The sequence below is a fragment of the Solimonas soli DSM 21787 genome (genome assembly GCF_000474945.1).
Taxonomy (GTDB): Bacteria; Pseudomonadota; Gammaproteobacteria; order Nevskiales; family Nevskiaceae; genus Solimonas; species Solimonas soli.
In genome coordinates, this window is sequence record NZ_AXDW01000032.1 from 1 (window position 1) to 12,316 (window position 12,316).

A 12,316-nucleotide genomic window follows, 5' to 3' on the forward strand; every position below is an offset into this window, starting at 1 on the left:
CAGACTCCCTCTCCCCGCTTGCGGGGAGAGGGTTGGGGTGAGGGGTGCCGTTGCCGTGGTTTTTGACCTTGGCCCCCTTTGCGAAGCGCCGAGAAGCGCAGGCGAGTCGGGGCTGTCCGGCGCTGACTGTTTGAGCATCGCGCAGCGATGCGAGTTTCAGCGACGGCCGGCTCGGCGAGCATCGCAGGGAACCCCTGCGCAGCAGGGGCGCGAAAGCCAGGGTGTGCTTTCTTTTGGGTACTTTTCTTTGCACAAGCAAAGAAAAGTACCTCGCCGTAGGCGAAACCAAAGCTTCGCTGACGCCGTTGCCATCGCGCCTGGAGAATCGCGCTGATGCCCCTCGAAATCGAACGCAAATTCCTCGTCACCGGCGACGCTTGGCGAAAAGAAGTCACGCATTCGCTCGACATGCGCCAGGGCTACCTCACGCGCGAAGGGCAAACGTCCGTGCGCGTGCGTCTGGAAGGCGAGGACGCGAAGCTCAACATCAAGGCCGCGGTCATGGGCAGCGCGCGCGCCGAATACGAATACGACATTCCGCCCGACGAGTGCCGCGAGATGCTCGCCACGCTCTGCGTCGGCCGCGTCGAGAAGACGCGGCACTACGTGCCGGCGCGCGGTGCGCACGATGGCGCGGTGTGGGAGATCGACGAGTTCATCGGCGACAACGCCGGCCTGGTCGTCGCCGAGATCGAGCTGCCGGCGAGCGACGCGCCATTCGAGCGCCCCGCCTGGCTGGGCCGCGAGCTGACCGACGACCGGCGCTACTACAATCACTATCTCGCCCTGCATCCGTATGCGAGCTGGCCGGCCGGCGAACGCGGCTGACGATGGCGCTGAAGATCGACATCGACCTGACGACGCAGCGCCTGCGCCTGCTCGACGGCGCGCGCTGCCTGCGCGAGTACGCGGTGTCGAGCGGCGCCAACGGCAACGGCGAGATCCAGGGCTCCGGCTGTACGCCGCGCGGCCGGCACATCGTGCGTGCGAAGATCGGCGCGGGCCTGCCGGCGGGTGCGGTGCTGCGCGCCCGACGCTGGACGCGCGAGGTCTGGTCGCCGGAACTGCATGCGCGCCATCCGGGCCGGGACTGGATCCTCTCGCGCATCCTCTGGCTCAGCGGCGTCGAGCGCGGGCGCAACCGGCTCGGCTGCGTCGACACCTTCCGCCGCTACATATACCTTCATGGCACGCCGGACACGGATCGTCTCGGCACGCCGGCCTCGCATGGCTGCGTGCGCATGCGCAATGAAGACGTCATCGAACTGTTCGATCTTGTCCCTGCAGGTACCGAAGTTGACCTCCACGAATAGCCCCCAAGTCCGCTCGCGCAGCAAGCTGCTCGGGCCCTTGATGATCGACGTCGGCGGCCTCGAGCTGACGGCCGAGGATCGCGAGCTTCTCTGTCATCCGCTGGTCGGCGGCGTGATCCTGTTCACGCGCAACTACCGCGACCCGGAGCAGCTGAAGAAGCTCTGCGACGATCTGCTCGCGCTGCCGCGCCCGCGCCTGCTGCTCGCCGTCGATCATGAAGGCGGGCGCGTGCAGCGCTTCCGCGTCGGCTTCACACGCATTCCGGCGATGCGCACGCTCGGCCAGCTGCATGACGAGGACGCCGGCAAGGCGCTCGCCGAGGCGCGCCAGCAGGGCGCGACCATCGCCGCCGAGCTGTCCGCCTACGGCATCGACCTCTGCTTCGCGCCGGTGCTCGACATCGACAACGGCGTCAGCCAGATCATCGGCGACCGCGCCTTTTCCGATCGCAGCGACGTCATCGTCGCGCTGGCGCGTGCCTTTCGCGCCGGGCTCAACGCCGGCGGCCTGGCCGCGACCGGCAAGCATTTCCCCGGCCACGGCGCGGTGACGGCGGATTCGCATCTCGAGCTGCCGGTCGACCGCCGCAAGGAGGACGACATCCGGGCCACCGAGCTGGCGCCATTCAGGGCGCTGATCGACGACGGCATCGAATCGCTGATGATGGCGCACGTGCGCTACAGCAACGTCGACCCGCAGCCGGCTTCGCTGTCGAAGCGCTGGGTGCAGGACATCCTGCGCGAGGAACTCGGTTTCAAGGGCGCGATCTTCTGCGACGACCTGTCGATGGGCGGCGCCGCCGTGGTCGGCGACATGGAAGCGCGCGCGCGGCTCGCGCTCGAGGTCGGCAACGACATGCTGCCGGTCTGCAACGACCGGCCGGCGGCGCTGCGGTTGATCGACGCGCTGGCACGCGACGTGAGGCCCGATCGCGCCGCCTCGTCGCGTCTCAAGGCGCTCTACGGCCGGCACGCCGGAGCATCGGCATGAGCCCGCAGGCCGAACATGCGCTGCAGGTGCTCGCCGAAGCCGACTGCCTGCACGACGCGGCGGCGGTGCGCGCCGCCTACGATCGTCTGGCGGCGGCGCTTTTCGCCGTCTACGAGAAGCTCGATCCGCTCGTGCTCTGCGTCATGAACGGCGGCCTGCACGCCACGGCCGAGATCACGCAGCGGCTGCGCTTTCCGTTCGAGATCGACTATCTGCATGCGACGCGCTATCGCGGCGCGACCAGCGGCGGCGGCCTGGTGTGGAAGGTGCAGCCGAAGCCGGAGCGCATCAACGGCCGCCACGTGCTGGTGATCGACGACATCCTCGACGAAGGCCACACGCTGGTCGCCATCCGCGACGCGCTCGACGAATTCCGCCCGGCCTCGCTGAAAGTCGCGGTGCTGTCGCAGAAGCTGCATGACCGCCGCGCGCCGCGCGCGCACGCCGAGTTCGTCGGTCTCACCGTCGCCGATCGCTATGTGTTCGGCTGCGGCATGGACTACAAGGAATACTGGCGGCAGCTGCCGGCCATCTACGCGGTGAAAGGTCTGTGATTGGTGATTTGAGGGCAAAGCGAGACATGAACGGCGATACGACGAATCAGGCATCACGCATCACGAATCACGCCGTCGCGGTCATCGGCGGCACCGGCATGAACCAGTGGCCGGGCCTCGCCATCGAGCGGCGCGTCGCGCTCGACACGCCCTACGGCGCGCCGAGCGCGGCGCTGCTCGAAGGCACGGTCTACGGCGTGCGCGCGATCTTTCTCGCGCGCCACGGCGAGGGCCACAAGATTCCGCCGCATGGCATCAACTACCGCGCGAATCTCTGGGCGCTGCATCAGGCCGGCGTGAAATCGGTGATCGCGATCGCCGCGGTCGGCGGCATCGCGCCGTGGTTCCTGCCCGGCGAGATCGCGGTGCCGTCCGATCTCATCGACTACACCTACGGCCGCGAGCACACCTACTCGGACGGCAGCCCATCTTCCGAGCTGCACCACGTCGAGTTCAGCGAGCCGTATGCGCCACGCCTGCGCCAACGCCTGATCGACGCCGCCAAGGCCGCGGCGACGCCGCTGGCCGGCGAGGGCGTGCTGGCGGTGACGCAGGGGCCGCGCCTCGAATCGGTCGCCGAGATTCGTCGCCTCGCCAAGGACGGCTGCGACATGGTCGGCATGACCGGCATGCCGGAAGCGGCGCTGGCCCGCGAACTGGGGCTCGACTACGCCTGCCTCGCCGTGTCGGTGAACTGGGCGGCGGGCGTGCAGGGCATCGGCGACATCCACGCCGAGATCGCGCAATCGATCGAGAACGGCATGGCCAAGGTGCGCGCGGTGCTGGCGCGGGCGCTGCCGACCTTGTAAGGCGGAGCGGGAGAAGAAACAGCGAACCACAGATGACGCAGATTTCACAGATTAGAAATCGTTTTTCTTTTTTCCGTGCAATCTGTGGTTTCGTTTTTTAGCACCTGCCCGTTCAGCGATAGCCGCCGTAGATGTCGGCGAGCAGGCCGCTGACCTGATCGCGCTGCGCGCTCGGCGCCCACACCTCGAGGCGCGCCTGCGGCGCGCTGATGGCGTCCGACCACAGCTCGCCATCGTCCTTCGGCGCGAACGGGCCGGCGCGCAGCTTGCCGTCGACCGAGCACAGCCACAGCGCCGCGCCCTTGGGCAGCTTGACGCCGTGCAGGCGCACGGCCAGCGAGCGGGCGCGCTCCGAGCCGAACTGCAGGCTCAGCACCGACCAGCCATCGCCGGCCTCGCTCCACACGCCGATCTCCTGCAGCGGCCGGTTGACGGTATGGATCTGCGCGATGTCGACCTTGCTGTCCTTCGATGCCAGCTTCGGCACATCGGTGCGCGGCAGCTTGAGCACTGGCGCCTGGACCGGCAGCGCGGTCGTGCAGGCCTGCGGCGCCGGCGGCAGCGTGGCCGCGACCACCGCCGCCGCGGCGTCCGGCCGCGTGTCCTGCGTGTGGTGGTGGCAGGCGGCGCTGGCGACCACACCCAGCACCGCGCCCAGCGCGCTCAGCCTCGACCCGCGGCGCGCACTCATGTCGAATCGTCCGCCTTGGTGACGCGCGCGACGATGCCGAGCTTCGCGCTGTCGAGATGATGCAGCTCGTCGCGGCGCATGCGGCGGCGCGTGTCGAGCGTCCAGCTGCTGCCGCCGGCGCTGTAGCTGAGCTCGGCGTCGAGCGTCAGGTAGCGGTTGACGATGAGCAGCATGACGCGGCCGTCGACCGGCGCGGGATCGCCTTCGCCCCAGCGCACGCGCAGCGCCGGGCCCTTCGTCTCGGGCGGATCCTTCTGCGTCCAGGCCAGGCGCGCGATCGGCTGGAAGCGCTTGGAATTGCGCAGCTTCTGCCACTCGGCCTGCAGGCCGAAGGCGCTGTCCGGCAGCACCGTCACGCCGGCCGCCTGCAGCGTCGCGGCGTTCTCGGGCAGTACGGCGCCGGCGAGGTTCGGCAGTTGCGGCGGTCGCCCGGCCTCGCCCGACGCATAGCGATCGAGGAAGACGATGAGGTCCATGCGGTAGGTCTCGGCCTGGGCCGGCAGGCTGAGTGCGAGCAGCAGCAGCGCGCCGAGCAGCGACCACCGCGGACTGTGTACGGGCGAAGATTCGGGCATCGTGGGCGTTCTGGCGGCCTCTGCCGCCGTGTCGATCAGCCAAGTGTAGCAAGGCCGGCCCGGCGGGGCGCCGGGGCCGGCTCAGGCGGACAGGGTCGCCAGCAGCAGCGTCGCCGCCGGAATCCGCGCTTCGGCGCTCTCGAAATTGCCGTAGCAGTGCAGGCGCTTCTGGCCTTCGAGCTTGTAGACCTTGGGCTGGGTCTGGATCAGCTTGATCAGGCGGATCGGCTCGATGTTCGGCCGGTCGCTGAAATCGACGCTGATCGAGCGCGCTCCGGCGCGCAGCCGCGCGACGCCGAGCGCCAGCGCGGCGATGCGCAGGGCGGCGGCGTCGAACAGGCGCTCGGCCGGCGCCGGCAGCAGGCCGAAGCGGTCGATCATCTCGACTTTCAGCTCGTGCAGCGTGGCCTCGTCGGCGGCCTCGGCGATGCGCTTGTACAGTGTCAGGCGCGCGTGCACGTCGGGGATGTAGGTGTCCGGGATGAGGCTGGCGACGCCGAGATCGATCTCGCACTCGGCCTGGCCGAACGGCGCGTCGTCGAGCTTGCCGCGCTGGATCGCCTTCACCGCGCGCGCCAGCAGCTCCGCGTACATGGTGAAGCCGATCTCCTCGATCTGGCCCGACTGATCGTCGCCGAGCAGTTCGCCGGCGCCGCGGATTTCCAGATCGTGCGTGGCCAGCGCGAAACCGGAGCCGAGGTCGCCGAGCGTCTCGATCGCCTGCAGGCGCTTTTCGGCGTCCGGATTCAGTGCGCGTCGCGACGGCACCAGGAAATAGGCATAGCCGCGATGATGCGAGCGGCCGACGCGGCCGCGCAGCTGGTGCAGCTGGGCGAGGCCGAGCGCGTCGGCGCGGTCGATGAGGATGGTGTTGGCGCTCGGCACGTCGATGCCGGACTCGATGATCGTCGTGCAGACCAGGATGTTGAAGCGCTGGTGGTAGAAATCGAGCATCACCTGCTCGAGCTCGCGTTCGCGCATCTGGCCGTGCGCGAAACGCACCTTGCCCTCCGGCACCAGCTCCTGGATCTTGCGCGCGAAGTTCTCGATGTCCTTGACTTCGTTGTGCAGGAAATAGATCTGCCCGCCGCGCTTGAGCTCGCGCAGGCAGGCCTCGTAGACCAGCGCGTTGCTCCACTCGGAGACGAAGGTCTTGATCGCCACGCGCGACGGCGGCGGCGTGGCGATGATCGACAGATCGCGCAGGCCGGCGAGGCTCATGTTCAGCGTGCGCGGGATCGGCGTGGCGGTGAGCGTCAGCAGATCGACCTCGGCGCGCAGGTTCTTCAGGCGCTCCTTGTGGCGCACGCCGAAGCGATGCTCCTCGTCGACGATGACCAGGCCCAGGTCCTTGAACTTGATGTCGTCCTGCAGCAGGCGGTGCGTGCCGATGACGACATCGACCTTGCCCTCCGCCAGCTCCTTGAGCGTCTGGTTCTGTTCCTTGGTCGAGCGCAGGCGCGACAGCGAGGCGACGCGGATCGGGAAGCCGGCGAAACGGTCGGCGAAGTTCTTGGCGTGCTGCTCGACCAGCAGCGTGGTCGGCGCCAGCAGGCAGACCTGGCGTCCGCCGCGCGCGGCGACGAAGGCGGCGCGCAGCGCGACCTCGGTCTTGCCGAAGCCGACGTCGCCGCAGACCACGCGGTCCATGGTCTTGTCGGAGCGCATGTCGGCGAGCACGGCGTCGATCGCCTTCTGCTGATCCGGCGTCGGCGCGAACGGGAAGCCCTCGACGAAGCGCGCGTAGTCGGCTTCGTCGAATTCGAGCTGCAGGCCGGGCTTGGATGCGCGGCGCGCCTGGATCTGCAGCAGCTCGGCGGCGACATCGTGCGCCTTCTCGCGCGCCTTGGCCTGCGCCTTCTGCCAGCGATCGGAGCCCAGGCCGTGCAGCGGCGCGTGCTCGGGCTCGGTGCCGGCGTAGCGGTGGATCAGGTTCAGCGAGGTGACCGGCACGTAGAGCTTGTCGCCGCCGGCGTATTCGAGGACCAGATATTCGGTCTCGATGCCGCCGGCATCGAGCTTCTGCAGGCCGACGTAGCGGCCGACGCCGTGCTGCACGTGCACGACCGGCGAGCCGAGCGACAGCTCGGACAGGTCGCGCAGCACGGTTTCGGGATCGCGGATGCGGTTGCGCGCGCGCCGCCGCGTCTCGCCGGCCGGCGCATGCAGGCCGAAGATCTGCGTTTCGGCGATGACGGTGATGCGATCGGCGTCGAGACGAAAGCCCTCCTGCAAAGGCCCGAGCACGATGCCGTAGCGCTTGCCGTTGGCGATGAAGTCGTCCCAGCTCCTGTGCTCGCGCGGCTGGATGCCGAGCGGCTTGAGAAAGCCGAGCGCGGCTTCGCGGCGGCCGGCCGATTCGGCGACGAACAGCAGCTGCTCGTCGGCCTCCAGCGCCGACAGCTGGGCGCGGATCGCGTCCACGCCGCGGCGCGGCGCGCCGATCGCGAAGTCCGCGAACGGTTCCAGCGTGCCGCCGATCGTCGCGCGCGCGTAGCGGCGCAGCTCGCCGGCGACGGCCTCGGGCGCGGCGAACAGATCGTCCGGCTTCATTAGCGGGCGTTCGAGATCGCCGCTGTAGCGCGCATGGCGCTCGGCGATCTGCTGCCAGTCCTCGGCCAGCGCCGCTTCGAGTTCGCCCTCGGCGACGAGCACCGCGTCTTCGGGCAGATAGTCGGTGAGCAGGGCGGTGCCTTCGGCGAAGAACAGCGGCAGCCACGATTCGATGCCGCCGGGCATCAGGCCCTTGCTCACTTCGCTGTAGATGCGCGAACGCGAGGGATCGCCGGGGAAGTATTCGCGGTAGCGGCGGCGGAAGGTCTCGATGCCGTCCCGGTCGGTCGGGAACTCGCGCGCCGGCAGCAGGCGGATGGCCTGCACCTTGTCCTCGCTGCGCTGCGTTTCCGGATCGAAGGTGCGGATCGTTTCGATCTCGTCATCGAACAGATCGATGCGGTAGGCCTCGGCGGCGCCCATCGGGAACAGATCGAGCAGCGCGCCGCGCACCGCGAACTCGCCCTGCGCCTGGACCTCGGAAACCGACTGATAGCCGGCGGCGACCAGCTGCGCGCGGAAGGCCTGTGGATCGAGCTTGTCGCCGACCCGGATGTCGAAGGCACGGCCGGCGAGCCAGCCGCGCGGCGGCAGGCGGCGCATCAGCTGGTCGGCGGTGGTCAGCAGCACGCCGCGGCGCATCTGCGGCAGGCGATGCAGGGCCTGGATGCGTTGCGAGAGGATTTCCTGGTGCGGCGAGAACTGGTCGTAGGGCAGGACTTCGCTGTCCGGCAGGTGCACGAGCGGCAGCTCGCCGAGGAAGAAGCGCAACTCCTCCTCGAGCCGGTAGGCATGCTGCTCGTTGGCGGCCAGCGCGACGACCAGGCGTTCGTGCTGCTGCGCGAGTCGCGCCACGGCGAGCGCCGCCGCCGGGCCGTGCAGGCCGCGCCACGACACCGCAGCGCTGTCGGGCAAGGGCGGCTGCAGCGCCGAATGGGCCGCAGGTGGCAGGGCAGTGGCGGAAGTCATCGGCGTCCAATAGCAAACGCACCCGCGACGCCGGTGCGGCGCAGGGCTATAGTGAATGGCGCTGCGCAGCGACGCGCAGCCTCGTCATTATCTCATGCGGCGGCGGTGCCTCGTCGTGCACCGCGCCAGGTGCATGATGGCCGGTTTCTTGCCGGCGATTTCGACATGGCATCGGTCCGATCTGGAGTTTTTCAATGAAGTTCATGGGCGCGGCGCTGCTCGCCGCGATGCTGGGTATGTCGTTGCCGGCCGCCGCCGCCGATGCGGTGGTCGACAGGCTGCAGCAGAAGATCGCGCAGGATCCGTATCCGGAGTATCTGGCGACGACGCTGGTCAACGAGGTCGGACCGCGCTTCGCCGGCTCCGACGGCTACGAGCACGCCGTGCTGTGGGCACTGCAGAAGCTGAGCGCCGCGGGCCTCAAGAACGTGCGCGCCGAGCCGGTCATCCTGCCGCGCTGGGTGCGCGGCGAGACCCGCGTCGAACTGGTCACCTCGGGGGTCGACAGCCTGCCGCTGACGGCGGTCGCGCTCGGCGGCAGCGTCGGCACCGACGAGTACGGCGTCGAGGCGGACGTCATTCGCGTCGAGTCGCTGGAGCAGCTCCGGCAGCTGAGCGTCGTGCAGGTGCGTGGCCGCGTCGTCTTCATCGACTGGCGCATGCCGCGCACGCGCGACGCGTCCGGCTACGGCCAGGGCTATCCGCTGCGCGCCTTCGGCCCGGCCGAGGCCGGCAAGCGCGGCGCGGCAGCGATCCTGATCCGCACGCTGAGCACGGCGAACGACGACGCGCCGCATACTGGCGGCACGCTCTACGGCGACGCGCCGAAGATTCCGGCGCTGGCCTTGTCGAACCTCGCCGCCGACCGTCTGGCGGCCGCCCTGCGCGCCGGCGCCGCGACGGTGCGCATCAAGCTGCACACGCACGAGCTCGGCGCGGTGTACAGCTCGCAGGTCGTCGCCGAAGTGCCGGGCCAGACCAGCGACATCGTGCTGCTCGGCGCGCACCTCGATTCCTGGGACGTGACGCCAGGCGCCGACGACGATGCCGCCGGCGTGGCGATCGTCAGCAGCGCGGCGCGCGCGATCATGAAGTACGCGAAGAAGCCGAAGCGCACGATCCGCGTCGTGCTGTACGCCAACGAGGAGTTCGGCGGTTCCGGTGCCAAGGCGTATGCGGAGACGCATGCCGACGAACTCGGCCGTCACGTGCTGGCGATGGAAGCCGATCTCGGTTCCGGGCCGGTGTGGCGGCTCGGCACGCGCCTGCCGCTGCAGGCCGAGTACTTCCGCCGCGCGTTGCTCGCGGCGCTGGCGCCGTATGGCACCGAGGACGGGCCGCGCGACGATCGCGGCGGCTCGGACATCGGCGTGCTGCGCGATGCCGGCGTGCCGGTGCTGGCGCCGCTGCAGGACGCGACGCGCTATTTCGACGTGCATCACGCGACGACGGATACGGTCGACCACCTCGACCGCGCCGGCCTGCGCCAGAACGTCGCGGTCTATGCGACGGCGGCGTGGATCGCGGCGAACTGGGCGGAACCGATCGGCCGGCTGCCGCCGCCGGAACCCGCGCCGGCGCCCTGAGGCGGCGCCGGCTCAGCGGTGGAAGCGCAGCGGATGCTCGGTTTTCTTCGCGGCCGCCGGCGTGTCGCAGCAGCCGCCGCCGCTGCAGTCGGCGCAGCCGGCGCTCTTGGCGGCCGACGTGCCGCGCAGTTTCGGGAAGAAGCGGCTCGCGAAGTTCCACAGCGCGTAGCCGACCACGCCGACGACGATGAGCACCTCGAAGACGTGGTAGGCCGTCACGACAGCGCGCTCGCGATGCGGAAGGTGAGGAACGACGCCGCGTAGGCGAGCGCGAACAGGTAGCCGGCGGCGATCGCCACGGTCTTCCACGAGTTCGTCTCGCGACGGATGATGGCGAGCGTCGACAGGCATTGCGGCGCGAACACGTACCAGGCGAGCAGAGCCAGCGCCGTGGCCATCGGCCACTGCTGGGCGATCACCGGGCCGAGCTGGGTGGCGACGGTGTCGTCGCTGCCGGACATCGCGTAGACCGTGCCGAGCGCCGAGACGGCGACCTCGCGCGCGGCGAGGCCGGGAATCAGGGCGATGCAGATCTGCCAGTTGAAGCCGATCGGCGCGAACAGCGGCTGCATGAAGTGGCCGATGCGGCCGGCGAGGCTGTAGTCGATCGCCGGCAGCGCGGCGTCCGGCGGCGGCGCCGGGAAGCTGGCGAGCACCCAGAGCAGCACGATCAGCGTGAGGATGATGCCGCCGACGCGCTTGAGGAAGATCACCGCGCGTTCCTTGAGGCCGATGAAGACGTCGCGCGGACTCGGCAGGCGGTACGAGGGCAGCTCCATCAGGAGCGCGTGCTCGCTCTGGTCGCGGCGCAGGCGCTTCATCACCGAGGCGACCAGCAGCGCCGAGCCGACGCCAGCGAAATACAGGCCGAACAGCACCAGTCCCTGCAGATTGAACACGCCCCAGACCGCGCGCTGCGGAATGAAGGCGGCGATCAGCAGCGTGTACACCGGCAGGCGCGCCGAGCAGGTCATCAGCGGCGCGACGAGGATGGTCGTCAGGCGATCGCGCGGGTCCTGGATGCTGCGCGTCGCCATGATGCCGGGGATCGCGCAGGCGAAGCTCGACAGCAGCGGAATGAAGGCGCGCCCGGTGAGGCCGGCCTTGAACATCAGGCGGTCGAGCAGGAAGGCGGCGCGCGGCAGATAGCCGGATTCCTCGAGCACCAGGATGAACAGGAACAGGATCAGGATCTGCGGCAGGAACACCAGCACGCTGCCGAGGCCGGCGAACACGCCGTCGCGCAGCAGGCTGCGCAGCACGCCGTCGGGCAGCGCGCCGCTCACCCAGGCGCCGAGCGCGGCGACGCCGGTCTCGATGCCGTCCTGCAGCGGCGCCGCCCAGGAGAACACCGCCTGGAAGATGAGGAACATCAGCACGGCGAGGATCGCCAGGCCGAAGAGCGGATGCAGGGCGATGCGGTCGAGCGCGTCGTCGATGCGGCCGGTGCGGGTCGGCATCGTCACCGTCGCGGCCAGGATGTCGCGCACGGCGGCGTGCAGATCGGCACTCTCCGGCAGTGCCACCGGCGGCGGCGGCAGCGCCTGGCGATCGAGCGCGGCGACCAGCGCGTCGGTGCCGCCGCGATGCACGGCGACCGTGCCGATCACCGGCAGGCCGAGACGGCGCTGCAGGCCATCGACGTCGATGGCGATGCCGCGTTTCCTGGCGGCATCCATCATGTTCAGCGCCAGCACCATCGGGATGCCGAGGCGCTGCACCTCGAGCACGAAGCGCAGGTGCAGGCGCAGATTGGTGGCGTCGGCGACGCAGACGATCAGATCCGGAACCGCTTCGCCCGGATAGCGGCCGTGGCAGATGTCGCGCGTGATCGCCTCGTCCGGGCTGGTCGCGTCGAAGCTGTAGGCGCCGGGCAGGTCGAGCAGCTGCAGGGCGCGGCCGGACGGCGCCAGCAGGCGGCCTTCCTTGCGCTCGACGGTGGCGCCGGCGTAGTTCGCGACCTTCTGGCGGCTGCCGGTGAGCTGATTGAACAGCGCGGTCTTGCCGCAGTTCGGATTGCCGACGAGGGCGATGCGCAAAGCCGCGTTGATCGGCGCAGCCGGCGCGTTCATGCGGCCTCCGGCGCAAACGGAACGCGCGCCGCCTCGGCGCGGCGCAGGGCGAAGCGCCCCGTGTGGATGGCCGCCGATCCGCGCGAGCAGCGACGCCATCCGAAGAGCAGTGCCGCAAGCGCGTTCATGCGGCTTCCTGCGCAACCCGCAGGCGCGCCGCCTGGGCGCGGCGCAGGGCGAGGCGCCCCGTGTGGATGGCCGCC

General features: G+C 69.8%; 12 protein-coding genes. 6 read left to right on the forward strand and 6 right to left on the reverse strand.

The genetic code is table 11. The features are described 5' to 3' along the window. Positions 1 to 333: 333 nt before the first annotated feature. Genes K344_RS0111840 through K344_RS0111860 form a run of 5 tightly spaced genes read left to right on the forward strand, consistent with a single transcriptional unit; the run spans position 334 to position 3,667 of the window. A complete protein-coding gene (locus tag K344_RS0111840) occupies positions 334 to 828 on the forward strand; it encodes a CYTH domain-containing protein (RefSeq protein ID WP_028080847.1) in 495 nt (164 codons plus the stop codon). Positions 829 to 830: 2 nt separating this feature from the next. Next, positions 831 to 1,313, forward strand: a complete 483-nt coding sequence (locus tag K344_RS0111845; RefSeq protein ID WP_084197351.1) for a L,D-transpeptidase family protein — start codon at positions 831 to 833, stop codon at positions 1,311 to 1,313. After that, complete coding sequence (gene nagZ / locus K344_RS21435; RefSeq protein WP_245586200.1) at positions 1,297 to 2,304, forward strand: beta-N-acetylhexosaminidase; 1,008 nt, start codon at positions 1,297 to 1,299, stop codon at positions 2,302 to 2,304. The genes K344_RS0111845 and nagZ overlap by 17 nt, the downstream gene beginning before the upstream one ends. Continuing rightward, positions 2,301 to 2,858 carry a hypoxanthine-guanine phosphoribosyltransferase gene (locus K344_RS0111855; protein WP_028080849.1) on the forward strand — a complete coding sequence of 186 codons (558 nt, stop codon included), beginning with the start codon at positions 2,301 to 2,303 and terminating at the stop codon, positions 2,856 to 2,858. The genes nagZ and K344_RS0111855 overlap by 4 nt, the downstream gene beginning before the upstream one ends. 26 nt (positions 2,859 to 2,884) lie before the next feature. Further along, complete coding sequence (locus K344_RS0111860) at positions 2,885 to 3,667, forward strand: S-methyl-5'-thioinosine phosphorylase (protein ID WP_051362171.1); 783 nt, start codon at positions 2,885 to 2,887, stop codon at positions 3,665 to 3,667. 112 nt (positions 3,668 to 3,779) lie between these two features. Here the strand turns inward: K344_RS0111860 and K344_RS0111865 are convergent, their stop codons facing one another. From K344_RS0111865 to mfd, 3 genes are all read right to left on the reverse strand, one after another. After that, positions 3,780 to 4,358, reverse strand: a complete 579-nt coding sequence (locus K344_RS0111865; RefSeq protein WP_028080851.1) for a hypothetical protein — start codon at positions 4,356 to 4,358, stop codon at positions 3,780 to 3,782. After that, positions 4,355 to 4,933: a CsiV family protein gene (locus K344_RS0111870; protein WP_028080852.1), complete on the reverse strand. Its 579-nt coding sequence runs from the start codon at positions 4,931 to 4,933 to the stop codon at positions 4,355 to 4,357. The genes K344_RS0111865 and K344_RS0111870 overlap by 4 nt, the downstream gene beginning before the upstream one ends. An 81-nt stretch (positions 4,934 to 5,014) precedes the next feature. Continuing rightward, a complete protein-coding gene (gene mfd, locus K344_RS0111875; protein WP_043114412.1) occupies positions 5,015 to 8,455 on the reverse strand; it encodes a transcription-repair coupling factor in 3,441 nt (1,146 codons plus the stop codon). 194 nt (positions 8,456 to 8,649) lie between these two features. Here mfd and K344_RS21440 point away from each other — a divergent pair, with 194 nt between their 5' ends. Continuing rightward, complete coding sequence (locus tag K344_RS21440) at positions 8,650 to 10,041, forward strand: M20/M25/M40 family metallo-hydrolase (RefSeq protein WP_051362172.1); 1,392 nt, start codon at positions 8,650 to 8,652, stop codon at positions 10,039 to 10,041. A 12-nt stretch (positions 10,042 to 10,053) separates the two neighbouring features. On the opposite strand, the gene K344_RS0111885 is transcribed toward K344_RS21440, so the two are convergent. The 3 genes from K344_RS0111885 to K344_RS24830 are packed head-to-tail and all read right to left on the reverse strand — an operon-like array spanning position 10,054 to position 12,241. Further along, positions 10,054 to 10,260: a hypothetical protein gene (locus K344_RS0111885; protein ID WP_028080854.1), complete on the reverse strand. Its 207-nt coding sequence runs from the start codon at positions 10,258 to 10,260 to the stop codon at positions 10,054 to 10,056. Continuing rightward, positions 10,257 to 12,113, reverse strand: coding sequence for a ferrous iron transporter B (gene feoB / locus K344_RS0111890; protein WP_028080855.1), 1,857 nt, complete (start codon positions 12,111 to 12,113; stop codon positions 10,257 to 10,259). The genes K344_RS0111885 and feoB overlap by 4 nt, the downstream gene beginning before the upstream one ends. Further along, positions 12,110 to 12,241: a hypothetical protein gene (locus tag K344_RS24830; RefSeq protein ID WP_281169453.1), complete on the reverse strand. Its 132-nt coding sequence runs from the start codon at positions 12,239 to 12,241 to the stop codon at positions 12,110 to 12,112. The genes feoB and K344_RS24830 overlap by 4 nt, the downstream gene beginning before the upstream one ends. Positions 12,242 to 12,316 lie beyond the last annotated feature (75 nt).